A 24,002-nucleotide genomic window follows, 5' to 3' on the forward strand; every position below is an offset into this window, starting at 1 on the left:
GAGGCGGTTCGATACCCCGCCCGAGGAGCGTGGGGATGCCGGTACGCCACTGGGCCGAGCTGACGACCGATGAGATCCGGGCTCGCGACATGAGTCGCGCCATCGCGGTGCTGCCCATCGCCGCCATTGAGCAGCACGGTCCGCACCTGCCGCTGGCCACCGATGCGATCATCGCCGAGGGCTACCTCGCACGCCTGATGGCGCTCCCTGCCGACGGGCTCGATGTGCTGCTTCTGCCCGTTCAGACCGTCGGCAAGTCCGACGAGCACGAGAGCTTCCCCGGAACCCTGTCCCTGACCACCGTGACGGCTCTCCAGGCCTGGACCGGAATCGGCGCTGCCGTTCACCGGGCCGGCTGCACGAAACTCGTCATCGTCACCTCGCACGGAGGCAACAGCGGCCTGATCGACCTCGTGGCCGGGGAGCTGCGGGGGCGCCACGCGATGGTGGCGGTGACCACCGCCTGGAGCCGGTTCGGCTATCCAGAAGGCCTGTTCCCCGAGGAGGAGATTCGTCACGGCATCCATGGCGGCGGCATCGAGACCGCCCTGATGCTCGCCCTGCGGCCGGATCTGGTGCGGCGCGGCGAGGTCGCGGACTTCACGCCGCGCACGCTGGCGATGGCGCGCACCTTCACCCACCTGCGCGCCGGCCGCCCTGCCGCCTTCGCCTGGCGGGCGGAAGACCTCAACCCGGCCGGTGCCATCGGCGATGCCCGCCTCGGTACGGCGGCGGCGGGGGACCGTGCCCTCGACCACGGCGCGCGGGCCTTCCTCGAACTCCTGCATGACGTCGATCGCTTCGACCTCGCCGGCTGAGACGTCGAAAGGATGGGTTCGGTCCCATGCGCTCCGTAACCTTGGGGGATGTCGGCGCGAACAGGCCTGATGCGAGACGCCCGACCTCTCGGATCAGGGAGCCTACCCGATGGCCTGCGCCGTCCCGGCCGGACACGACCTGCCTGCAGCGCCCACGCGCGAGGCCTTCGGCTGGGCCCGAGGCATCGGCCAGACGGCGGTGCGTCGGGGGATCGCTGAGCGCATGAGCCAGGACCAGGCGCTCGCGGCCGGCATGGCGGCGGCCCAGGCGGGCGATGCGGAAGCCTATCGTCGCCTGCTGCGCGACTGCCTGCCGGTGATCGCCGCGATGGCGCGGGCGCAGGGCGTCCGCCCCGAGGCCGTGGACGACGTGGTGCAGGACGTGCTGCTGACGATCCACCGGGCGCGGGCGACCTACGATCCGTCCCGGCCCTTCCTGCCCTGGCTGCGGGCCATCACCCAGCGCCGGGCGATCGACGGGATGCGCCGGGCCGGCCGGCGCCCGCGGGAGGTCCACGACCCCATCGCCTACGAGGCGGAGGTCGATCGCGGCCCTGCCCCGGGGCAGGGCCTGGAGGCGCGCGACCGCGAACGGGTCCTCGCCCGGGCGGTGGCCGCCCTGCCCGAGGGGCAGCGCCAGGCGGTGGAACATCTCGCCCTGCAGGAGCGCAGCCTAGATGAGACCGCCGAACTGACGGGGCGCAGCAAGGGCGCCCTGAAGGTCAACCTGCACCGGGCGCTCAAGGCCCTGCGCCGGACGCTCGGGCCGGGATCCGCCGACCCGGACGCGGCCGAGTCCCGGACGGACGCGCGAGGAACACACGATGTCTGACGCGACGACCCGCACATCCGCGCATGACCGCCTCGTGGACAGCCTCGCGGGCGGTCTGCGGCCCGTCCGGCGCCTGCCGGCGCCGGGGTTCCGGGCGCTCGCCTGGTGCGCGCTCGCCCTCGGGCTGGGGCTCGCCCTGCTGCCGTTCGCCGACCTCGAGGCCCTGCGCCTGCGCATGGCGGTGGCCGATCTGCGCTACGCCGCCCTCGGCGCGGTCGCGACCGCCCTCACGGCGGCGGTCGCGGCGTTCCAGACCAGCGTGCCGGGGCGCTCCGCCGCCTGGGCGCTGCTGCCCCTGGGGCCGGCCGCGTTCTGGATCGGGGCCAGCGGCGCCGGCTGCCTGCGGGACTGGACGGTGACCGACCCCGCCGGCCTGCACCAGACGGGGGGATGCGTCGTCTTCCTGCTCGCCGTCTCGATCCCGCTGTCGCTGGTCCTCGTCTGGATGCTGCGCCGCGCCTGCCCGCTGCGGCCCAACCTTACGGCCGCGCTGGCGGGACTCTCGGCGGCCGCGACCGCCGCCGCACTCCTCGTGCCGTTCCATCCGCACGACGCCACCGCGACGGACCTCGCGCTCCACGCGCTCGTGGTGGGCCTCGTGATCGCCGCCAACGGCTTGGCTGGCGGACGCCTGCTGCGGCGGGGCTGAGAGCCGCGGGGGCGGGGTCGGGAACGCGCCGGTATACCGGCGCGGTCGCGTCGAGGTCGCGCGCGGGTCCGGCCCGCGGCGCTCAGGCGGCGCGGATCGCGTCCGCGACCTCGCCCGGATACTCCTCGTGCGGGCTGAGCGCCCCCGGCACCGAGGCCCGGGCGACCCGGCCGGTGGCGATCAGCGCGTCCATCTCGGCGCCGGAGCGGCGCGGGGCCCGCTCCGGGCGCAGGACCAGGACGGGCGGCAGGCCGGGGGCCTCGAACAGGTCGAGGAAGTCCCGGCGGTTCGCGAAGGGGTCGAGGCCGCCGGTGACGAAGGCGGCGGTGCCGAAGCGGCCGCCGTTCTGGCGGGTGATGGCGTGCTTGTCGGCGATGACCCCCGGGGTGACGTGGTCCGGGTCGGCATAGACGTGGGCGCGCATCATCCGGCCGATGACGGGGCGGCTGATGTTGATGCGGTAGAGGGCGTCGCCCAGCAGCGGCAGCTCGACGGCCCGGCGCAGGCCGGCGAACAGGCCCTGGCGCTCGGGTCCCAGGGCGGTGGGCAGCGGGCCCCGCCAGGTCGGGGCGACGAGGACGAGGCGCGCGAAGGCCCCGGGATGGCGCCGGGCGGCGGCCACGAGGTAGCCGGCGGCGTGGCCGGCCCCGACCGCGAGGGCGTAGGGGCCGGGGGCCGCCGCCAGCAGGGCGTCGAGGAAGGCGTGCATCGTCTCCGGGCTCATCGGCACCCGGGCGCGGACATGGTCGCCGAAGCCCGGCCAGTCCGGCACGAGGCAGCGGTAGGCGTGGCCGAGGTCCTTGGCCAGGGGCCGCATCTCGACCCGGGCCGAGATCGAGGACAGGGCCGGCAGCAGCAGGGCGTCGGGGCCGCCGCCGACGACGTCGTAGGGGGTCGGCACGCGGCGCCCGGCGAAGGTCAGCGCGAAGCTGCGGGCGGAATGGGCCGGGTCGATCATCGTACGCCTCTCTCCTCGCATCCGCGACGATTCCACCGGCCCCAGATGGGGCGGGGCCGGCCGCTCCGGCACGCGACCGAGCGCCGCCCCGAAGGGGGCTTCGCTCGGAACGCTATCACGGGATGCCGGCGACGCGCCCTCGGATCAGGTGCGCAGGAGCTCGTTGATGGCGGTCTTGGAGCGGGTGCCGGCATCGACGCGCTTGACGATCACGGCGCAGTAGAGGCCCGGGCCGGGGCTGCCGTCGGGCAGGTCCTTGCCCGGCGTGGTGCCGGAGACCACCACCGAGTAGGGCGGCACGCGGCCGTACATCACCTCGCCGGTGGTCCGGTCGATGATCTTGGTGGAGGCGCCGATATAGACGCCCATGGAGAGCACGCTGCCCTCGCCGACGATCACGCCCTCGGCCACCTCGGCGCGGGCGCCGATGAAGCAATTGTCCTCGATGATGACCGGGTTGGCCTGGAGCGGCTCGAGCACGCCCGCGATGCCGGCGCCGCCGGAGATGTGGCAGTTCTTCCCCACCTGGGCGCAGGAGCCGATGGTGACCCAGGTGTCGACCATGGTGCCCTCGCCCACATGGGCGCCGAGGTTGATGAAGCTCGGCATCAGCACGGCGCCCGGGGCGATGTAGGAGCCGCGGCGCACGACGCAGCCCGGCACCGCCCGGAAGCCGGCCTCGCGAAAGTGCTTCTTCTTCCAGCCCTCGAACTTCGAGGGCACCTTGTCCCACCAGGTCGCGCCGTCGGGGCCGCCATGGATGATCTCCATGTCGTTGAGCCGGAAGGAGAGCAGCACCGCCTTCTTGAGCCACTGGTTCACCTGCCAGGCGTCGCCGATCTTCTCGGCGACCCGGGCCTTGCCGGAATCGAGCAGCTCCAGGGCCTCCTCGACGGCCTCGCGCACGGCGCCCTTGGTGCCGGTGTCGATGCCGGCGCGCTCCTCCCAGGCGGTCTCGATGGTGGCGGCGAGGTCGGCGGCGGACGCGGGGTGCGACATGGGGCGGGTTCCGGCAACGGTTCGGGACGGGCCCCGTGCTTACAAAAGCCCGTCCGGCCTGTCACCTTCGCGGCCGCCCCTCATGAATCAGCCGGCGGTCACGGACTAGCCGGCCGTCATGGGCTTGGAGCTGGCATGGCCGCAGGCGTCGTAGCGGCGCTCGATGAAGAAGTAGTCCTGCATCGTGGTGTTGAAGTACTTGGCCGAGACCGAGACCTCGCGCTTGGCCGGCCGGCCCTCGGCGACGGCGCTCGGCACCCGCTCGATGGTGCAGCACTCGGTCTTGTCCCCGAGATAGTCGAGCCGGCTGGCATAGGCCCGGCCGCCGTGATCGCCGTTCTTGACGATGTCGCGGATCATGATGTCGACATAGGCCTCGTCGGGCAGGGTCGCGTTGGTCTCGTAGCAGATCAGCAGCCGGGTCGAGCGCTCGTAGACCAGGTAGCCCGCGCCCGCGACCACGGCCGCGAACACGGCGACGGCCGCCGCCTGCGCGGCCCATCCCCGCGGTCTCTCGTCTGAGGCTTCCGCCATGGCATCACCCCCTCGCCCATCCGGCCGGCCCCGAGGCGCGCGGGGGAACGGCCTCCGTCCGCGCGCCGGACGACGCGCAGGACCGAGCTTGCACCGAAAACCATCACAAATGGTTTCGAAATCGGGGCGGTTTGTCGCCGCCGGGGCTTTGGCCCCGAATTGGACAGATGGGCCGATCGGACAATACTTCGAGAGACCATCGCGCCCGAACCCTGAAGCGGCGCGATGCCTCAAGGGATTCGGAAGGCCAAGACATTCCGGCCGGATGATCTGATGTTCGCCCCGGTCGACCCCCGGGCCGCGCCGGGCCGCCCCGTTCGGGAGGACGCGCCGCAGGGAGCCCCGGAGCCGGGGACGCCCCCTCGCCTACGGGGCGATCCGGTCGAACCGGTCGCTCAGGCCGGCGAGGTCGCCCGCGAAGCCGGCGAGGTCGGCGCTCAGCTCGCCGTGGATCGCGCGGGCGGCGTCGGGGAACTCCTCCAGCACCCGGCGCATCAGCGTGGGGGTGATGCGGATCACCTCGGCGGGGCCGACCGCGTCGGCGTCGCAGGGGCGCTCGCCGCGCTGGAACAGGGCGAGGCGCCCGATCAGGCTCGAGCGCCCGACGGTGACGGGGGCCGCGCGGCCGCCCCGCGGGGTCAGCGCGAGGCCGCCCGACATCACCACGTAGCCGCCGTCGCCGCGATCCCCCTGCGCGAACAGGCGCTCGCCCGCCGCGAGGCTGCGGCGCTCGGCGGCGAAGGAGAGCAGGCGCAGGGCGTCCCGGCTCAGGAAGCCGAACAGCGGCGCGGCGCTCAGGATCGCGATGTCGTCGTCGAGCCCCACCTGCCCTCCCGTCCTGCCCCGTCCCGGGCGGCCTGCGCCGGGTCGCCGGGAGCTTAGCCGAACCGGCGGGCGGACGAAACGGCGCCCCGGACCCCGCCGCCTGCGCGAGGCCCGCCACGCGCCGGGTCGAGGGTGAGCCAAGTCCCGTCTGCGGCAAGTCCCGTCTGCGGCAAGTCCCACCTGCGGCAAGTCTCACCTGCGGCAAGTCCGGTCTGCGGCGAGCCCGATACATCTCCCGCGCGGCAGATTTCAGACGCAGCCCGTCTCCCACCCGGCAAAACCGGTCGCCGCCTGTTCCAGGCCCCGAACACTGCTAGGATGTCCGGGTTCTGATCGAGACCTGGAGGTGACGATGCCCGGGCCAAGCCAGGTCAAACGACGCCGGGTCACGCCAGGCCAGGTCAAACCACGCCGGGTCACGCCAGACCGGGTGCCTTCGCCGTCCGGAGGCGGATGATGGCACCGCTGCTGCAATCGGCCGTCGAGAACCGCCTGCTCCGGACACTGGCGCCCGATGATTTCGCGCGCCTCGGCCCGCATTTCCGGCGCGTCGCGGTTGCGCACCTGGACGTCCTGATCACGCCGGCGGTCGCCATCGAGACCCTTTATTTTCCCGAGAGCGGCTACGGCTCGGTGGTGGCCGACGGGGCCGCGGGCCGGGTCGAGATCGGACTGATCGGGCGGGAGGGCCTGATCGGGGCCGCGCCCGTCCTGCTGGATGCCGACCGCACGCCCCACCGCACCCTGGTCCGGCAGGCGGGGGTGATGCTGGGCATCCCGGCGGCCACGCTGAGGGAGGCGGTCGCCGGCAGCCGGACCCTGCGGCGCGTCCTGCTGCGCTACGTCCACGTCCAGGGTCTGCAGGTGTCGGGGACCGTCCACAGCAACGCGCTCTACACCATCGAGGTGCGCCTCGCCCGCTGGCTGCTGATGTGCCACGACCGGGCCGGGGGCGACGAGATCCGCATCACCCACGACGTCCTGGCGGCGATGGTGGGGGTGCAGCGCGCCAGCGCGACGATCGCGGTCCAGACCCTGGCGGGCAACGGCCTGATCCGGGCCCAGCGCGGCCGCGTGACGATCCGCGACCGGGCGCGCCTGCGGGAGACGGCGGACGGGAGCTACGGGCTGGCGGAGGCGGAATACGAGCGCCTGATCGGGACAGGCGCCGCGGACCGCTGAGGCGGCCCCGACGCCTGGGCCGGACGAGGCGGGCGCCCCTGATCGGCGCGCGGGGGGCGCCAGCGCCGGCCCGCTCAGGGCAGCAGCTTGTAGCCGCCGCCCTCGGTGACGAGGATCGCGGCCAAGGCCGGGTTCGGCTCGATCTTCTGGCGCAGGCGGTAGATGTGCGTCTCGAGGGTGTGGGTGGTGACCTGGGCGTTGTAGCCCCAGACCTCGGCCAGCAGGGTGTCGCGGCCGACCACCTCGCGGCCCGCCCGGTAGAGGAAGCGCAGGATCGCGGTCTCCTTCTCGGTGAGCTTCAGCTTCGAGCCGCGCTCGCCCACCAGCAGCTTGGCGCCGGGGCGGAAGGTGTAGGGGCCGATCTGGAACACGGCGTCCTCGCTGGCCTCGTGGCTGCGCAGGTGGGCGCGGATGCGCGCCAGCAGGACCGCGAACTTGAACGGCTTGGTGACGTAGTCGTTGGCGCCCGCCTCCAGGCCCTCGACCGTGTCGTCCTCGGAATCCTGCGCCGTCAGCATGATGACCGGGCCGCGATAGCCGCCGCGGCGCATGGCCCGCACGGCCTCACGTCCGTCCATGTCCGGCAGGCCGACATCCATCACCGCGAGGTCGATCCGGTCCTCGATCACGCGGGTCACGGCGCTCTGCCCGTCCGGGGCGGTCAGCACGGTGAATTCCTCGTAGAGGTCGAGCTGCTCCGTCAGCGTCTCGCGCAGCGAGGCGTCGTCGTCGCAGATGAGCAGGCGATGGGTATTCGGCATCGACCGAAGGTCTTTCAGGCAGTGTGCAGGACGCGCCGACGGGTCTTTGAGACCAGCAGGCGGGCGGTAGCGTAGAGGATCGCCGGGGGCAACGCGACACGCAGGTCTCGTGACGACATGCGCCCTACGTCTTGGCTTGCGTCGATCGCCATATGCTCATTAAACCAACAATCCCGGCCGCGCACAATACGGTTGTGCACAGCCTAACATCCCTGAAACGAGGCGGACCCGGAAAAAGTTTCACGCGCGATGCGCTCGCCGGCCGAGACTTCACGGCCGAGACTTGCGGTGAAGGACTTGCGGTGGCGGATTTGCCGTGGCGGCTCCGGGACCGCACGCGATCCGGGACCCGACCTGCCGAGACCCGACCTGCCGAGACCCGACCTGCCGAGACCCGACCCGCCGAAACCCCGCGACCGGAGCCGATGAAGCCGACGATGACGAAGCGGACCACCCTCCCCCGCCTGCGGGTGCGCGCCCTCGTGACCGACCGGAGCCGGGGCCAGCTCCTGGCCGGGGGGGCCGTCCTTCCCTGCGCCCTCGGGCGGAGCGGGATCGCGCAGGCCAAGCGCGAGGGCGACGGCGCCTCGCCCCGGGGCACGTTCCGCCTGCGCGGCGGGGTCTACCGGCCGGACCATTTCGCGGGCCGGCCGGCGAGCCCCCTCCCCTTGCGCCCGAGCGCGCCGGGCGACGGCTGGTGCGACGACGCCCGGGACCGGCGCTACAACCGGCCGATCCGCCTGCCCGCCCCGGGGGTCGGTCACGAGCGGATGTGGCGGGAGGACGGGCTCTACGACCTCGTGGTCGATCTCGACTACAACCGCGGCCCGATCCGGCCCGGGCGCGGCTCGGCGATCTTCCTGCACGTGGCCCGGGGCGGCTTCCTGCCGACCGAGGGCTGCGTCGCCCTGCGCCGGGCCGACCTCGTCCGCCTGCTGCGCCGGGTCGGCCCCGGCACCCGGATGCGGATCGGCTGACCGGGTTCAGGCGGACGGGCACGGCCCCGGAAGGTTCGGCATCCGGCGCGTCCCGCACGGGGCGCTGCGCCACGTCCGCCGCATCCGCCGCGTTCGACCATCCGGCCACGGGACCGGTCAGGGATCGCGGGGAACAATTGCCGGCTCAGCAAGCGTGTAGCCGGCTGTCCGGTGCATGCGCGCTCGAGGTCTCACCCCCCATCCGGCCTGACACGCGCGGGCTGCCCTCACCCCCGTCATCCCGGGGCCGCGCAGCGGAACCCGGGACCAGACGCACGGGTGGTGCAAGGCTTTGCATCGTCAGCGGCTCTGGATTGCACGCCTCCGGCGCGCCCCCGCGGGTCCGGGCTCGCTTGCCGCGCCCCGGAATGACGGTGTGGTGCTGGCTGTATCACGTCGCCGTCGGGACGGAGCGCATGCGCAGCCGGCACGCTGCGCACGCGAAGCCAAGAAGGGGAGAGGCGAAGGCCCCTCCCCTTCTTCCCTTAGGCCACCGCCTCGGCCGAGGCTGCCGTCAGCGCCGTCATGTTGACGATGCCGCGGACGGTGACGGTGGGGGTGAGGATGTGCACGGGCTTGGCCGCGCCGAGCAGGATCGGGCCGACGGAGACGCTCTGGCCGGCGACCACCTTCAGGGCGTTGAAGGTGATGTTGGCCGCCTCCAGGTTCGGCATGACCAGGAGGTTGGTCTCGGCGGTGAGGGCCGAATCCGGCCGCAGGCGGCCGAGGATCGTGCGGCTCAGGGCGGTGTCGGCCGACATCTCCCCGTCGACCTCGAGATCCGGCGCCTGGGCGCGGATCAGGGCGAGGGCCTCCCGCATCTTGCGCGAGACCGGATCGTCGACGCTGCCGAAATTCGCGGACGCGACCAGGGCGACGTGCGGCGTCTGTCCGAAGCGGCGCATCTCGGCGGCGGCCAGCACGGTCATGTCGGCGATCTCCGCCGCGCTCGGGTCCCGGTGGATGTAGGGATCGCAGATGAACAGCGTGTGCCGGGGCAGCTGCAGCAGGCCCATGGCGGCGAGGCCCTGCGCGCCCGGCTTCAGGCCGATCGCCCCGGTCACCTCCGCGAGATGGGCCGGATAGGTGCCGGTGGTGCCGCAGAGCATGCCGTCGACCGCGCCGGCGGCGAGGAGCCGGGCGGCCTGCACGGTGGCGCCGACGTCGGACTCGGTCTCGGCGACCTGCACGTCCGTGCCGATGCGGAGGCGCAGGCCGAGGCTGGCGATCCGGCGCGCGATGGTCTCGGCCCGGCCGACCAGGACCGGGGTGGCGAGGCGCTCGTCCACCACCACCTGGGCGGCGCGGAGCACCCGCTCCTCCTCGCCCTCCGCATAGGCGATCCGCTTGGCCCCCGCCTCGGAGGCGGCGGCGAAGACCGGCTGCATCACCGTGCCGGAGGTGTAGACCAGGCGCTCCAGGGAGCGGCGGTAGGACTCGACGTCCTTGAAGGGCCGGGTGGCGACGCCGCTGTCGATGGCGGCCTGGGCCACCGCCGGGGCGACGGTGGTGATCAGGCGCGGGTCGAAGGGCCGGGGGATGAGATAGTCCGGCCCGAAGCGCAGGTCGTGGGCGCCGTAGGCGGCGGCCACCACGTCGGACTGCTCGGCATGGACGAGGTCGGCGATGGCGCGCACGGCGGCGAGCTTCATGGCCTCGTTGATCTCGGTGGCGCCGACGTCGAGGGCGCCCCGGAAGATGAAAGGGAAGCACAGGACGTTGTTGACCTGGTTGGGATAGTCCGAGCGGCCGGTGGCGATGAGGCAGTCCGGCCGCACCTGCTTGGCCAGCGCCGGCAGGATCTCCGGGTCGGGGTTGGCGAGCGCCAGGATGATCGGCTTGTCGGCCATGCCGGCGACCATCTCGGGCTTGAGCACGCCGCCCTGGGAGACGCCGAGGAAGATGTCGGCGCCCGCGACCGCGTCGCCCAGCGTCCGGGCCTGCGTGTCCCGGGCATAGGCCCGCTTCTGCGCGTCGAGGCTGGCCAGCCGGTCGGTGGAGACGACGCCGCGGGAATCGCAGACCAGGATGTTCTCGCGCTTCAGGCCGAGGCCCACCAGGATGTTGAGGCAGGCGATGGCGGCCGCGCCCGCGCCCGAGCAGACCAGGCGGGCGGATTCGATCGGCTTGCCCACCACCTGCAGCGCGTTGATCAGGGCGGCGGCGGCGACGATGGCGGTGCCGTGCTGGTCGTCGTGGAAGACCGGGATCTTCATGCGCTCGCGCAGCTTCGTCTCGATGACGAAGCATTCGGGGGCCTTGATGTCCTCGAGGTTGATGCCGCCGAAGGTCGGCTCCAGCCGGGCGACGGTCTCGATGAACTTCTCCGGGTCGGTCTCGTCGATCTCGATGTCGAACACGTCGATGCCGGCGAACTTCTTGAACAGGCAGCCCTTGCCCTCCATCACGGGCTTGCCGGCCAATGCGCCGATGTTGCCGAGGCCGAGCACCGCGGTGCCGTTGGTGATGACGGCGACGAGGTTGCCGCGGGAGGTCAGGTTGTAGGCCTCGTCGGGCGCGTGGTGGATCGCCATGCAGGCGGCGGCGACACCCGGGGAATAAGCGAGCGCCAGGTCGCGCTGGGTGCTCATGTCCTTGGTGGGCAGGACCGCGATCTTACCCGGCGTCGGGAAGCGGTGATAGTCGAGGGCGGCCCGGGTCAGGGCGGCCTCGGTGCCGGCATCGGCATTCGCGGCGGCGCCGGCGGTGCGCAGGTCGGTGTCTTTGCTCATGGTGCGGTCCTTCGGTTCGGGTGACAGGCGCCGTCCGCCCCGCCGCGGGCGGGGTCGGTGGCATCCGGATGGGTCATCTCGGAATGGGTTCGGGGGCCGGCGGCTCAGGAGGGGACGGGACCGGCCGGCGGCGCGGCCGGATCGGGCTCCACGGCCGAATCCGGGTCTTCGGTCGGCTCGGGATGTCCCCCCGGCTCGGGATGTCCGGCCGATTCACCCCGGGCCGCCCGGCGGCCCTCGGCCAGGAGGTCCAGGGCCTGCGCCCGGGCGCGGTCCCAGTCGCGCACGGCCCAGTCCATTTGCCGGCGCAGGAAATCCTGCTGCACCTGCAGCAGGGCCGGCAGGGTGCGGGCCGCCATCATGGCCTGCACCAGGGTGAGGTTGGCGGCGAGCTGGCGCTGGGTGGTGCGGGCCACCAGCCGACCGGCGGCCTGCAGGTCCGCGTCGAGGTCGCCGCCGGCCGTCCGGCCGAGGGCGGCGAGGCGCTCGAGATGGTCGTCCAGGGCCTCCGCAACGGCATCGCGGGCGGCCTCGGCGCGCCGGAGCGCCCGGTCCGCAGCGAGATCGGAATCGGGTGGGTTCGATGGCATCCGTGCGTCTCCCGAAGCCGGAGCCCGACGGGGCTCCGCGAGGATCGCGCCGGCCCCGGCGCGATCCTGTCTTCCCGATGCGGCGGCCGGTCCCGCCCGTCCGCCCCCGAGGGGCCCGGGCCCCGCGACCGGCCTCGGTGACCGGCCTCAGTGGCCGGCCTTCTTGGGCCCGTCCTTCCGGGGCATGTAGAGGTCGGTGATGGTGCCCTCGAAGGCCTCCGCCGCCAAGCCGATCGTCTCCGACAGGGTCGGGTGCGGGTGGATGGTCAGGCCGATATCCTCGGCATCCGCCCCCATCTCGATGGCGAGCGCGGCCTCCGCGATGAGGTCGCCGGCGGACGGGCCGACGATGCCACAGCCGAGGATGCGGTCGGTCTCGGGGTCGAACAGGACCTTGGTCAGGCCCTCCTCGCGTCCCAGCGCCAGGGAGCGCCCGGAGGCCGCCCAGGGGAAGACGCCCTTGCCGACCTTGATCCCCTTCGCCTTGGCCTCGTTCTCGGTCAGGCCGACCCAGGCCACCTCCGGGTCGGTATAGGCCACCGAGGGGATGACCTTGGCGTCGAAGGCGCTGGGCTTGCCGGCGGCCACCTCGGCCGCGACCTTGCCCTCGTGCGTCGCCTTGTGGGCGAGCATCGGCTGGCCGACCACGTCGCCGATGGCGAAGATGTGGGGCACGTTGGTGCGCATCTGCCGGTCCACGGCGATGAAGCCGCGCGCGTCGACGGCCACGCCCGCCGCCTCCGCGCCGATGCGCTGGCCGTTCGGGCGCCGCCCCACCGAGACCAGCACCTTGTCGAAGGTGTCGCTGGCCGGCGCGGTGCCGCCCTCGAAGGAGACCTTCAGCCCCGCCGGCGTCGCCTCGACGGCCGTGACCTTGGCCTTGAGGTGGATCGCCTCGTACTGCTTCGAGATCCGCTTCATCAGCGGCGTGACCATGTCCTTGTCCGCGCCGGGGATGATCTGGTCCATCAGCTCGACGATGGTCACCTTCGAGCCGAGCGCATGGTAGACGGTGGCCATCTCCAGCCCGATGATGCCGCCGCCGATGACGAGGAGGCGGGCCGGCACGCCGTCGAGTTCCAGCGCGCCGGTCGAGTCGATGACCCGCGGGTCGTCGTGCGGGATGAAGGGCATCTGCACGGGCTCGGAGCCGGCCGCGATGATGGCGTGGTCGAAGCCGATGATCCGGGTCTGGCCCTCGTGCGCGACCGCGACCTGGTGGGGCGAGACGAAGCGGGCCTCGCCCGTCACCACCGTGACCTTGCGCTGCTTGGCGAGACCCGAGAGGCCGCCGGTGAGGCGCTTGACCACCCCGTCCTTCCACGCCCGCAGCTTGTCGATGTCGATCTGCGGCGCCGTGAACGAGATGCCGTGCGCCGCCATGGCATGGCTCTCGTCGATGACCTTGGCGGCGTGCAGCAGGGCCTTGGAGGGGATGCAGCCGACGTTGAGGCAGACGCCGCCGAGCGACGGCCAGCGCTCGACGAGCACCACCGACTGGCCGAGATCGGCCGCCCGGAAGGCGGCGGTGTAGCCGCCCGGACCCGCGCCGATGACGAGGACCTGGGCCCGCATCGCCTCGCCGGAGACGGGGGCCGCGCCCTTCGGGGCCGGCGCAGGCGCGGCCCCGCCAGTGGCGGTGGCCGAGGAGCCGTAGCCGGCCTGGCCCTCGCCCGGGGCGTGGCCCGGGATGCCCGCGCCGTTCGCGGGCGCGCCCGCCTTGGTGGTGTCGGTCACGGCGGGCTTGGCCGCGCCGGCGCCGGCCGCCTCGGCCATCACCAGGATCAGGTCGCCCTGGCTCACGGTGTCGCCCGGCTTGATCCGCACCTCGGCCACCGTACCGGCCACCGGGGACGGGATGTCCATGGTGGCCTTGTCCGATTCCAGCACGATGATCACGTCGTCGGCCGAGATCACGTCGCCGGGGCTGACGCTGACCTCGATCACGGGCACGTTCTTGAAGTCGCCGATATCCGGCAGGTGGACGTCGTTGCTGCTCATCGCTTCACCTCACTCGTTGGGTCGCGTGGGCCGGGCTTCGTCAGACGACGAGGCGGCGGACGTCCTCCAGGACGTGGGCGAGGTGGCGGGCGAAGCGCGCGGCGAGCGCGCCGTCGATGACGCGGTGGTCGTAGGAGAGGGAGAGCGGCACGATCAGGCGCGGCTTGAACTCCGTGCCGTTCCAGACCGGGCTCATCTTGGAGCGGGCGACGCCGAGGATGGCGACTTCCGGCGCGTTGACCAGCGGCGTGAAGGCGGTGCCGCCGATGCCGCCCAGACTCGAGATCGAGAAGGTGGCGCCCTGCATGTCGGCGGCCGAGAGCTTGCCGTCGCGGGCCTTGGCCGAGATCGCCCCGAGGTCGCGGCTGATCTCGATGATCCCCTTGCGGTCGGCATCCTTGATCACCGGGACCACGAGGCCGTCCGGCGTGTCGACCGCGACGCCGATGTTGTAGTAGCGCTTGAGGATCAGCGCGTCCTTCTCAGGCGACAGCGAGGCGTTGAACTCGGGGTGCTTGCGTAAGGCAGAGACCGCGGCCTTGATCAGGAAGGCCAGCAGGGTGACGCGGTAGCCCTTGTCCTTGAGCTCCTTGCCGGCGTTGTCGAGCTCCTTGCGGTAGGCCTCGGTCTCGGTGATGTCCGACTCGTCCTGGTGGGTGACGAGCGGCACGTTGAGCCAGGACCGGTGCAGGTGCGCGCCGGAGATCTTCTTGATCCGCGACAGGGGCTGCGTCTCGACCGGGCCGAATTTCGAGAAGTCGACGGCCGGGATCTCCGGGATGCCCATGCCGCCGCCGGAGAAGGCGGCCGTGCCGGAGGCCGCCGGCGCGGGGGCGGCCGAGCGGGTGAGGTGACCCTTCACGTCCTCCTTGGTGATCCGGCCCTTCTCGCCGGTGCCCTTCACGGCGGTGAGGTCGAGGCCGAGCTCGCGGGCCAGCCGCCGCACGCCGGGGCTGGCATGGACCTGGGAGAAGTCGGGCAGGGTGCCGGCGGGCGCGGCCGACGGAGCGGACGCACCGGCGGCCGGGGCGGCGCTCGGGGCCGATGGGGAACTCGGGGCCGGCTCCTGCTTGGCCAGCAGCGCGGCGCTGTCGGCGCCGGCGGGCGCGTCGGCGGCCGTCTCGGCGCCCTTCCCGTCACCCTGGGACGCCTCGCCCTTGAAGACCAGGAGCGGCGAGCCCTCGCTGACCTTGTCGCCCAGCTTGACCAGGATCCTCTCGACCACGCCGGCGCTCGGCGAGGGCACGTCCATGGTCGCCTTGTCGGATTCCAGCGAGACCAGCGGGTCGTCGGGCCCGATCGTGTCGCCCTCCTTCACGTGGATCTCGATGATCGGGATGTCCTTGAAGTCGCCGATGTCCGGAATCTGTATCTCGATGCCCACTGCGCGTTCTCCCTGGCTCTGAGTCGAGGCCTCTCGCGGGCCCCCTCGTGCGGTCGCTTGTCGTCGATGATGGCGGAAAGGATCGGGGCGCCGGCCGCGCTCGGGCGGTCGGTGCCAAGTCGGATCAGACGGTCCAGGGTGCCGGCCGGTCCGTGTCGATGCCGTACTTCGCGAGGGCGTCGGCCACGGTCTGGGCCGGGATCACGCCCTCCTCGGCGAGGCTGTGCAGGGCCGCCACCACGACCCAGTGCCGGTTGACCTCGAAGAAGTCGCGCAGGCGGGCCCGGTAGTCGGAGCGGCCGAAGCCGTCGGTGCCGAGCACCCGGTAGCGTCCGGGCACCCAGGTGCGGATCTGGTCGGCGAACAGGCGCATGTAGTCGGTGGCCGCGATCACCGGGCCGGTGCGGCCGGTCAGGCAGGTCTCGACATGGGAGAGGCGCTTGCCCTCGAGCGGGTGCAGGAGGTTCCAGCGCTCCGCCGCCATCGCGTCGCGGCGCAGCTCGGTGAAGCTCGGGCAGCTCCAGATGTCGGCGCCGATCCCGAAATCCCGCTCCAGCAGCTCGGCCGCCGCGATCACCTCCCGCAGGATGGTGCCCGAGCCCAGGAGCTGGACCCGGTGCCCCTGCTTCGTCTCCTTGGGCCCCTCCCGGGAGAGGTACATGCCCTTGATGATGTCGGCCTCCGCGCCCTCCGGCATGCCGGGGTGCTCGTAGTTCTCATTCATCACGGTGATGTAGTAGAACACGTCCTCCTGCTCGGCATACATCCGGCGCAGGCCGTCCTGCACGATCACCGCCACTTCATACGAGAAGGTCGGGTCGTAGGAGACGCAGTTCGGGATGGTGGACGAGATCAGGTGGCTGTGGCCGTCCTCGTGCTGCAGGCCCTCGCCGTTCAGGGTCGTGCGCCCCGCCGTGCCGCCGATGAGGAAGCCGCGGGCCCGCATGTCGCCCGCCGCCCAGGCGAGGTCGCCGACCCGCTGGAAGCCGAACATCGAGTAGTAGACGTAGAACGGAATCGTCGGCGCGTCGGAATGCGAGTAGGAGGTCGCGGCCGCGATCCAGGACGACATCGCGCCCGGCTCGTTGATGCCCTCCTGGAGCATCTGACCGTTCTTGTCCTCCTTGTAGTACATGAGCTGGTTGGCATCCTCCGGCCGGTAGAGCTGGCCGACCTGGGAGAAGATGCCGAACTGGCGGAACATGCCCTCCATGCCGAAGGTGCGGCTCTCGTCGGGCACGATCGGCACGATGCGGTTGCCGATGTTCTTGTCGCGCAGCAGCGTGTTGAGGATGCGCACGAAGGCCATGGTGGTGGAGATCTCGCGGCCCGCGGTCTCCTTGAGCTGGGCCGAGAAGGCCGAGAGCGGCGGGATCTCCAGGGCCTGCGATGTGCGCCGCCGGGCCGGGAGCGGACCGCCGAGCGCTTCCCGCCGCGCCATCAGGTAGCGGTGCTCGGGGCTGCCCTCGGGGAACTTGATGAAGGGGATCTCCTTCAGCTGGTCGTCGGTCAGGTCGATCTGGAAGCGGTCGCGGAACTGGCGCAGGACCGCCTCGCCCATCTTCTTCTGCTGGTGGGTGATGTTCTGGCCCTCGCCGGACTCGCCCATGCCGTAGCCCTTGACGGTCTTGGCGAGGATGAGGGTCGGCTGGCCCTTGTGCTTGGAGGCGGCGCTGTAGGCGGCGAAGACCTTGCGCGGATCGTGGCCGCCGCGGGTCAGGCGCCAGATGTCGTCGTCGCTCATGTCGGCGACCAGCGCCGCGGTCTCGGGGTAGCGCCCGAAGAAGTGCTCGCGGATGTAGGCGCCGTTCTTCGACTTGAAGTCCTGGTACTCGCCGTCGACGCATTCCTCCATCAGGCGCGCCAGCATGCCGGTGTGATCCTTCTGGATCAGGGCGTCCCAGCCCGAGCCCCACAGCACCTTGATGACGTTCCAGCCGGCACCCCGGAAATCGGCCTCGAGCTCCTGGACGATCTTGCCGTTGCCGCGCACCGGCCCGTCGAGGCGCTGCAGGTTGCAGTTGATGACGAAGACGAGGTTGTCGAGCTTTTCACGCGCCGCGAGCGCGATCGCACCCAGGCTTTCGGGCTCGTCCATCTCGCCGTCGCCCATGAAGGCCCAGACCTTGCGGCCGTCCGTCTGCGCGAGGTTGCGGTGGTGTAGGTAGCGCAGGAAGCGCGCCTGGTAGATCGCCATCAGGGGGCCGAGGCCCATGGAGACGGTGGGGAACTGCCAGAAATCCGGCATCAGCCAGGGATGCGGATAGGACGACAGGCCCTTGCCGCCGACCTCCTGCCGGAAGCCGAGGAGCTGCTCCTCGGTCAGGCGGCCTTCCAGGAAGGCGCGGGCATAGACGCCGGGCGAGGAATGGCCCTGCACGTAGATCAGGTCGCCGCCGTGGCTGGCGTCGGCCGCCCGCCAGAAATGCATGAAGCCGGTGTCGTAGAGGGTCGCGGCGGACTGGAAGCTGGCGATGTGGCCGCCGAGCTCGGACGAGTCCTTGTTCGCCCGCAGGATGATCGCGATGGCGTTCCAGCGGATGGCCGAGCGGATGCGGTGCTCGATGGCCCGGTCGCCGGGATGCGGGTCCTGCTTCTCGGGCAGGATCGTGTTCAGGTAGGCGGTGTTGGCGGAATAGGGCACCGGAGCGCCCTTCTTGCGGGCCCCGTCGATGACCTGCTCGATGAGGAAATGCGCCCGGTCCGGCCCGTCGACGTCGAGGACGCCGTCCAGCGAATCGAGCCATTCCTGCGTCTCGACGGGATCGAGGTCGCGGCTACGCTCCATGGCATCCTCCTGGAATTCTTTCGCGGCTCTCGCGGACCGCTCTTTGGCTCGCCACCGTCAGCAGCGTTCGTGCCACGGCCAACCAAGCGCTTTTCGTCTTATGTGGCAATGGCTTCGGCAGAGCGGAAAGTTTTTGGTCTGCGAAATTTGTTACGGATTTCAATTTTTTTGTCTGGCTTTCCAGACCCGTGCCGACGGCGTTGTCGGGTCCGGCGCGGCCTCGGGTAGGCCGCTGCGCCGGTCAGCGCTGGGTCCGGATGATCCAGCCCATGCAGATCCCCGCCAAGACGACCCCCAGCACCGTCGCGGCTGTTCCGAGAGACGTCGCGTGGGTCCAGGCGACACGGCTGGCCACCAACAGGGCAAACCCGACCCTGAAGCCGATGGCCAGGATCATGGGGCGAGGATCATGGGGCGTGGATGACGGGACGGCCGGGACGGCACCCCGGAGGCGCGGTCTCGCAGCAGGGAGGCGATTTCGGCGCAGCCCGCGCGCAAAGCTGCGCGACGGGAGCCGCCCGGGTCCCGCGCCGTTCGGCGCGCCACGGGGAAAATGAACACGAGGAGGATCATCGCGACGGCGAGGTCGAGGACGCTCCGAACGTTGTGAGACCTTGGCTCGGGCTCGTTCAGGGTCGACCTCGCCGCGGGATTTCCTCAGGGATGGGGAGACGACCGAAGCGGGAAACGGCCCCGCTTCGGTGCCGCCGTCCTCCCTCGGAAGGACGACGGGGCGCCGAAACCGGTGCCGGCCCTCAGTGCACCAGGATCTTGGACAGGAAGTTCTGCGCCCGCTCCGAGCGGGCATTGCCGAAGAAGTCGTCCTTGGTGGCGTCCTCGACGATCTCGCCCTTGTCCATGAAGATCACCCGGTTGGCGACCTTGCGGGCGAAGCCCATCTCGTGGGTCACGCACATCATGGTCATGCCCTCGCGGGCGAGCTGCACCATGACGTCGAGCACCTCGCCGACCATCTCGGGATCGAGGGCCGAGGTCGGCTCGTCGAACAGCATCACCACCGGGTTCATGGCCAGCGCCCGGGCGATGGCCACGCGCTGCTGCTGGCCGCCGGAGAGCTGGCCGGGAAACTTCTTGGCATGGGCCGAGAGGCCGACCCGGTCGAGCAGCTTGAGGCCGGTGTCGAGGGCGACGCCCGGGTCGCGCTTGAGCACCTTGATCTGGGCCAGGGTCAGGTTGTCGGTGATCGAGAGATGCGGGAACAGCTCGAAGTGCTGGAACACCATGCCGACCCGGGCGCGCAGCTTGGGCAGGTTGGTCTTCTTGTCGTGCACGGGCGTGCCGTCGACGACGATCTCGCCCTTCTGGAAGGGCTCGAGGGCGTTGACGCACTTGATCAGGGTCGACTTGCCCGAGCCCGAGGGACCGCAGACCACGACGACCTCGCCCTTGTTCACGGCGGTGGTGCAGTCGGTGAGGACCTGGAAGTCGCCGTACCATTTGCTGACGGACTTCATGGTGATCATCGGGCCGGTAGTCTCGGGGGCCTGCGACGTGTTGAGCGGGGTGCGCATGGAAAAAACCTCAGGGCTCGGAATGCGAGGGTGACGATCCGGCGGGGAGCGTCCGGCGTCAGCGGATGATGGCAATCTTCCTCTGGAGATGGCGCACCGCCATCGAGGCCACGAAGCAGACCGCGAAGTAGACCACGGCGGCGAAGAGATACATTTCGACGAGGCGCCCGTCGCGCTGGGCGATCTTCGAGGCCGCGCCGAGGAAGTCGGTGATCGAGAGGACGTAGACCAGCGAGGTGTCCTGGAAGAGGACGATGGTCTGGGTCAGCAGGATCGGCGTCATGTTGCGGAAGACCTGGGGCAGGATCACGCTCCGCATCGCGGCGAAGTAGGTCAGGCCCAGCGCCGAGGCCGCGGCGGCCTGCCCCTTGGGGATCGACTGGATGCCGGCGCGCATGATCTCGGAGAAGTAGGCCGCCTCGAACAGCGTGAAGGTCACCAGCGACGAGGTGAAGGCGCCCACCGTCATCGGCCGGTCGGCCCCGGTCACCCACTGCCCGAGATAGGGCACCAGGAAGTAGAACCAGAAGATCACCAGCACGAGGGGCAGCGACCGCATCAGGTTGACGTAGCCCTTGGCCACCTGCGGGATCACCGGGATGCTGGAGAGCCGCATCATCGCGATGAGCGTGCCGAGCACGATGCCCCCGAGGGCGGCGAGGGCCGTGAGCGTCAGGGTGAAGCGCATGCCGTCGAGGAACAGGTACGGCAGCGCGGAGGTGATGACGGAGAAGTCGAAATTCGCGAGCATCGCGGCGATCCTTGAGGATGAGGGGGCTGAGGACGATCCCTCAGCGATGGCCCGGGACGGCGACGCGGCGCTCGATCCAGCCGGAGGTGAAGATCACCACGACGTTGATCAGGACGTAGAGGATGGTGGCGGCGGTGAAGGCCTCGAACACCTGGAACGAGAATTCCTGCATGGCGCGGGCCCGGGCGGTGAGCTCGAGCAGGCCGATGGTCAGGGCCACGGAGGTGTTCTTGAGGTTGTTCAGGAATTCCGAGGTCAGCGGCGGCAGGATCATCCGGTAGGCGCTGGGCAGCAGCACGTAGCGGTAGGTCTGGTAGACGGTCAGGCCCATGGCGGTGCCGGCCATCTTCTGCCCGCGGGGCAGGGCCTGGATGCCGGCGCGCACCTGCTCGGCGACGCGGGAGGCGGTGAAGAAGCCCAGGCAGACCACGGCCGTGTAGAACGGCGCGTTCGGCAGCTGCTTGACCCAGTTGCCCCAGGAACCGGGCAGCACCTCCGGCAGGACGAAGTACCAGAGGAACATCTGCACCAGGAGCGGGATGTTGCGGAACAGCTCGACATAGACCGTGCCGACGGCGTTGGCGGTCTTCGAGGGCAGGGTGCGCATGACGCCGATGAGGGAGCCGAGGAAGAAGGCGATCACCCAGGCGCAGAGGGCCGTCACCACCGTCCACGTCAGGCCCGAGAGCAGCATGTCGGCGTAGGTGCCGGTGCCTTCCGGGGATTGTTCGAAGAAGATGCCCCAGTTCCAGTTGTAGTTCATCGCGTCGTCGTCCCCTGTGGTCGGGCATCCGGGCGAGCGCCCGTGGCAAGAAGGCGGGCGAACGCCCGTGAATGTGGCGGTGCTGTGTCGGACAGTGCCGAGACCTTGAGCGGAAGGTCCAGGGCCTTGAGGGTCGCGCCCCGGTCCCACACTGACATTTCCAAAGATTTGCTGCTTTTCCGGGCAGATCCGGGTTTACACCGCGCAAAGGCCGTCGCCCCGCCCGGACGGGGCGGACCGACGGCCTGCGGTCGATGCGACATGCAACCTCGACGGAATGAACCCGGCGCCCAGCCAAGCCTGGGCGGAACAGCGTCGCCCGCCCCCAAGCATCATCCGGACCAGAGCGCGCGGGCTCCGGCCCCCGGGGCGCTCAGGCCCGGGCCGGTGTGGCCGCCGGGACACCCCGCGGCGCCGGGCGGCCGAGGGTGAGGACCAGCAGGGCGGCGGCGAGGCAGAGCGCCCCGGCGGCGAAGAAGGCCGGCAGGTAGCTCGCCAGCTCCGTGCGCGAGAGGCCGGCGCCGTAGGCGATCGTCGCCGCGCCGAGCTGGTGGCCGGCGAAGACCCAGCCGAAGACGAGGTTGGCGCGCTCGCGCCCGAACCGCGCCGCGGTCAGCCGCACGGTGGGCGGCACCGTGGCGATCCAGTCGAGGCCGTAGAACACCGCGAACAGCGACAGGCCCACGAAGGAGAAGTCCGAGAAGGGCAGGAACATCAGCGAGAGGCCGCGCAGGCCGTAGTACCAGAACAGGAGCCAGCGGTTGTCGTAGCGGTCGGAGAGCCAGCCCGAGGCCACCGTGCCGACGAAGTCGAACACGCCCATCGCCGCCAGCACGCTGGCGCCCTGCACCGGCCCGATGCCGAAATCGGCGCAGAGGGGGATGAAGTGGGTCTGGATCAGCCCGTTGGTGCTGGCCCCGCAGATGAAGAACGTGGCGAACAGCACCCAGAACACGCGGGTGCGGGCCGCCTCGCGCAGGGCTGCGAGGGCGCCGCCGGCGCTCGGGCCCGGGGCTGCCGGCGCCGCGACGGGGCGCGTCTCGCCGTAGGGCGCGAGCCCGAGATCCTCCGGCCGGTCGCGCATCAGGGCGAGGACGCCGAGGCCCGCCGCCAGGAGCAGGGCGCAGATCACCAGGAGGGCGGCGCGCCAGCCGAGCGCCTCCGTGAGGGCGGCCAGCAGGGGCAGCACGACGAGCTGGCCGGTGGCGGAACTGGCGGTGAGGAGGCCGACCACGAGGCCGCGCGAGCGCGAGAACCAGCGCGTCGCCACCGTGGCGCCGAGCACCAGGGCGGTGAGCCCCGTGCCGATGCCCACCACCACGCCCCAGAGCAGGACGAGCTGCCAGACTTGGCTCATGCCGAGGGAGGCCAGCAGGCCGCCGGCGATCAGCGCCAGGGCCAGGAGCACGATCCGGCGCGGGCCGTAACGGTTCATCAGGGCGGCGGCGAAGGGGCCCATCAGGCCGAACAGGACGAGGCGCACGGCCAGCGCCGAGCCGATCGTCGCCGTGTCCCAGCCGAACTCTTTCTGGAGCGGCAGGATCAGGACCCCGGGCGCCCCGACCGCGCCCGCCGTCACCAGCATGGTCAGGAAGGTCACGCCGGCGACCGCCCAGCCGTAATGCACGCCGCGGCGGGCGAGGCCGCGCGCGACGGCGTCGGACAGGCGCAGGGTGGGATCGGCGGCCATGGCACGTCTCCGGAGCGCCGCCGGGGCGGGCGCCCCGCTTGCATAAGCGCATATGCACGCTTTAGACAAGGGTGACGTTTCAGGACCCCCGATGGCCGAGCCCGCGAGCCCCGCCCCCCTCTGCCACTGCACCGCGATCCGCCAGGGCGCCCGGCAGGTGACGCAGTTCTACGACCGGCACCTGGCGCCGGCGGGCCTGCGCACCTCGCAATACGCGATGCTGGTGGGGCTGCGGCGGCTCGGCCCGATCTCGATCAACGCCTTCGCGGAGGCCATGGCCATGGACCGCACCACCATGGGCCGGGGCCTGAAGCCCCTGGAGCGCGACGGCCTCCTCGCCGTCGGGCCGGGACCGGACGGGCGCACCAAGGCGCTGCATCTCACCGAGGCGGGCCGGCGGCGCATCGCCGAGGCCGAGCCCCTCTGGCGCGTGGCCCAGGCGGGCTTCGAGGCGCGCTACGGCGCCGAGGCGGCGGCGGACCTGCGCAGCGCCCTGGCGCGGGTGGTCCGGACGGTGTGAAGCCGGAGGCGCCCTATCCCTTGCGGGGGCGGGCGCCGAAGATCGCCGTCCCGACCCGGACATGGGTCGCGCCCATCTGGATCGCGGCGGGGTAATCCGCGCTCATGCCCATCGACAGGATCGGCAGGTCGTGGCGCTCGGCGATGCGGGCCAGCAGGGCGAAGTGGGGCGAGGGCGGGGCTTCCGCCGGCGGGATGCACATCAGCCCCTGGATCGCGAGGCCGTGGGTCCCGCGGCATTCGGCGAGCAGGGTGTCGACCTGGGACGGCGAGACGCCGCCCTTCTGGGGCTCGTCGCCGGTATTGACCTGGATCAGGAGCTTGGGCGCCCGTCCCGCCCGCTCGATCTCTTTGGCAAGGGCCGCGGCCAGGGAGAGCCGGTCGAGGCCGTGGATGACGTCGAACAGCTCCACCGCCTCCCGGGCCTTGTTCGATTGCAGCGGGCCGACGAGGTGGAGCTCCACATCCGGGAAGCGCTCCCGCAGGGCGGGCCACTTGGCCTTCGATTCCTGCACGTAGTTCTCGCCGAACAGGCGCTGCCCGGCCTCGAGCGCCGGAAGGATGCCGGCGGCGGGGATCGTCTTCGACACCGCCACCAGGGCGACCGAGGCCGGATCGCGCTCGGCATCCTCCGCCGCCTGGGCGATCTGCCGGCGCACCGCCGCCAGCCCGGCCACCACGTCGGCGGCGCTCGGGGGGGACGGGGCGTCGCCGACG

General features: G+C 71.5%; 21 protein-coding genes and 1 pseudogene. 6 read left to right on the top strand and 16 right to left on the bottom strand.

What is annotated here, in order from left to right; all coding sequences use genetic code 11:
• Positions 1–35: 35 nt before the first annotated feature.
• The 3 genes from AC3WLN_RS14810 (at position 36) to AC3WLN_RS14820 (ending at position 2,299) form a co-directional block, all read left to right on the top strand.
• Positions 36–818 (top strand): creatininase family protein, encoded by a 783-nt coding sequence (locus tag AC3WLN_RS14810; protein WP_492482409.1) that lies wholly within the window; start codon positions 36–38, stop codon positions 816–818.
• A gap of 223 nt (positions 819–1,041) precedes the next feature.
• Positions 1,042–1,650, top strand: coding sequence for an RNA polymerase sigma factor (locus tag AC3WLN_RS14815; protein WP_492482445.1), 609 nt, complete (start codon positions 1,042–1,044; stop codon positions 1,648–1,650).
• Positions 1,643–2,299 (top strand): NrsF family protein, encoded by a 657-nt coding sequence (locus AC3WLN_RS14820; protein WP_492482411.1) that lies wholly within the window; start codon positions 1,643–1,645, stop codon positions 2,297–2,299. The genes AC3WLN_RS14815 and AC3WLN_RS14820 overlap by 8 nt, the downstream gene beginning before the upstream one ends.
• Before the next feature lie 82 nt (positions 2,300–2,381).
• Here AC3WLN_RS14820 and AC3WLN_RS14825 read toward each other — a convergent pair whose 3' ends face one another.
• The 4 genes from AC3WLN_RS14825 to AC3WLN_RS14840 form a co-directional block, all read right to left on the bottom strand.
• Positions 2,382–3,257 carry an alpha/beta fold hydrolase gene (locus AC3WLN_RS14825; RefSeq protein WP_492482413.1) on the bottom strand — a complete coding sequence of 292 codons (876 nt, stop codon included), beginning with the start codon at positions 3,255–3,257 and terminating at the stop codon, positions 2,382–2,384.
• 144 nt (positions 3,258–3,401) lie between these two features.
• Positions 3,402–4,256, bottom strand: a complete 855-nt coding sequence (gene dapD, locus AC3WLN_RS14830) for a 2,3,4,5-tetrahydropyridine-2,6-dicarboxylate N-succinyltransferase (RefSeq protein WP_492482415.1) — start codon at positions 4,254–4,256, stop codon at positions 3,402–3,404.
• 105 nt (positions 4,257–4,361) lie between these two features.
• Positions 4,362–4,790, bottom strand: a complete 429-nt coding sequence (locus AC3WLN_RS14835; protein WP_492482417.1) for a hypothetical protein — start codon at positions 4,788–4,790, stop codon at positions 4,362–4,364.
• Between the two features lie 366 nt (positions 4,791–5,156).
• Positions 5,157–5,615: a cyclic nucleotide-binding domain-containing protein gene (locus tag AC3WLN_RS14840; RefSeq protein WP_492482419.1), complete on the bottom strand. Its 459-nt coding sequence runs from the start codon at positions 5,613–5,615 to the stop codon at positions 5,157–5,159.
• A 453-nt stretch (positions 5,616–6,068) separates the two neighbouring features.
• Here AC3WLN_RS14840 and AC3WLN_RS14845 point away from each other — a divergent pair, with 453 nt between their 5' ends.
• Positions 6,069–6,797: a Crp/Fnr family transcriptional regulator gene (locus AC3WLN_RS14845; protein ID WP_492482421.1), complete on the top strand. Its 729-nt coding sequence runs from the start codon at positions 6,069–6,071 to the stop codon at positions 6,795–6,797.
• A gap of 74 nt (positions 6,798–6,871) precedes the next feature.
• On the opposite strand, the gene AC3WLN_RS14850 is transcribed toward AC3WLN_RS14845, so the two are convergent.
• Positions 6,872–7,558: a response regulator transcription factor gene (locus tag AC3WLN_RS14850; protein WP_492482423.1), complete on the bottom strand. Its 687-nt coding sequence runs from the start codon at positions 7,556–7,558 to the stop codon at positions 6,872–6,874.
• Positions 7,559–7,995: 437 nt separating this feature from the next.
• On the opposite strand from AC3WLN_RS14850, the gene AC3WLN_RS14855 reads away from it, so the two are divergent.
• A complete protein-coding gene (locus tag AC3WLN_RS14855) occupies positions 7,996–8,535 on the top strand; it encodes a L,D-transpeptidase family protein (RefSeq protein ID WP_492482425.1) in 540 nt (179 codons plus the stop codon).
• 485 nt (positions 8,536–9,020) lie between these two features.
• Here the strand turns inward: AC3WLN_RS14855 and AC3WLN_RS14860 are convergent, their stop codons facing one another.
• The 10 genes and pseudogenes from AC3WLN_RS14860 to AC3WLN_RS14905 form a co-directional block, all read right to left on the bottom strand.
• Positions 9,021–11,267, bottom strand: a complete 2,247-nt coding sequence (locus AC3WLN_RS14860) for an NADP-dependent malic enzyme (RefSeq protein ID WP_492482427.1) — start codon at positions 11,265–11,267, stop codon at positions 9,021–9,023.
• A 104-nt stretch (positions 11,268–11,371) separates the two neighbouring features.
• Positions 11,372–11,857, bottom strand: coding sequence for a hypothetical protein (locus tag AC3WLN_RS14865; RefSeq protein WP_492482429.1), 486 nt, complete (start codon positions 11,855–11,857; stop codon positions 11,372–11,374).
• A 147-nt stretch (positions 11,858–12,004) separates the two neighbouring features.
• Positions 12,005–13,858, bottom strand: a complete 1,854-nt coding sequence (gene lpdA, locus AC3WLN_RS14870) for a dihydrolipoyl dehydrogenase (RefSeq protein WP_492482431.1) — start codon at positions 13,856–13,858, stop codon at positions 12,005–12,007.
• Between the two features lie 40 nt (positions 13,859–13,898).
• A pseudogene (gene aceF, locus AC3WLN_RS14875) lies at positions 13,899–15,314 on the bottom strand (dihydrolipoyllysine-residue acetyltransferase); the annotation flags it as partial.
• A 52-nt stretch (positions 15,315–15,366) separates the two neighbouring features.
• Entirely contained in the window at positions 15,367–18,030 is a 2,664-nt protein-coding gene (gene aceE, locus AC3WLN_RS14880) for a pyruvate dehydrogenase (acetyl-transferring), homodimeric type (RefSeq protein ID WP_492482433.1), read from the bottom strand.
• Between the two features lie 241 nt (positions 18,031–18,271).
• A complete protein-coding gene (locus AC3WLN_RS14885; protein ID WP_492482435.1) occupies positions 18,272–18,427 on the bottom strand; it encodes a hypothetical protein in 156 nt (51 codons plus the stop codon).
• A 358-nt stretch (positions 18,428–18,785) separates the two neighbouring features.
• Positions 18,786–19,514, bottom strand: a complete 729-nt coding sequence (locus AC3WLN_RS14890) for an amino acid ABC transporter ATP-binding protein (protein ID WP_463780823.1) — start codon at positions 19,512–19,514, stop codon at positions 18,786–18,788.
• Positions 19,515–19,620: 106 nt separating this feature from the next.
• A complete protein-coding gene (locus AC3WLN_RS14895) occupies positions 19,621–20,313 on the bottom strand; it encodes an amino acid ABC transporter permease (protein ID WP_492482437.1) in 693 nt (230 codons plus the stop codon).
• 40 nt (positions 20,314–20,353) lie between these two features.
• Complete coding sequence (locus AC3WLN_RS14900; protein ID WP_463772229.1) at positions 20,354–21,076, bottom strand: amino acid ABC transporter permease; 723 nt, start codon at positions 21,074–21,076, stop codon at positions 20,354–20,356.
• A 373-nt stretch (positions 21,077–21,449) separates the two neighbouring features.
• Entirely contained in the window at positions 21,450–22,766 is a 1,317-nt protein-coding gene (locus tag AC3WLN_RS14905) for an MFS transporter (RefSeq protein ID WP_492482439.1), read from the bottom strand.
• Between the two features lie 91 nt (positions 22,767–22,857).
• Here AC3WLN_RS14905 and AC3WLN_RS14910 point away from each other — a divergent pair, with 91 nt between their 5' ends.
• On the top strand, positions 22,858–23,286 hold the full coding sequence (locus AC3WLN_RS14910) for a MarR family winged helix-turn-helix transcriptional regulator (protein ID WP_492482441.1): 429 nt from the start codon (positions 22,858–22,860) through the stop codon (positions 23,284–23,286).
• Between the two features lie 13 nt (positions 23,287–23,299).
• Here the strand turns inward: AC3WLN_RS14910 and AC3WLN_RS14915 are convergent, their stop codons facing one another.
• Positions 23,300–23,965 (bottom strand): YggS family pyridoxal phosphate-dependent enzyme, encoded by a 666-nt coding sequence (locus tag AC3WLN_RS14915; RefSeq protein ID WP_492482447.1) that lies wholly within the window; start codon positions 23,963–23,965, stop codon positions 23,300–23,302.
• Positions 23,966–24,002 lie beyond the last annotated feature (37 nt).

The organism is Methylobacterium sp. FW306-05-D (assembly GCF_058782155.1).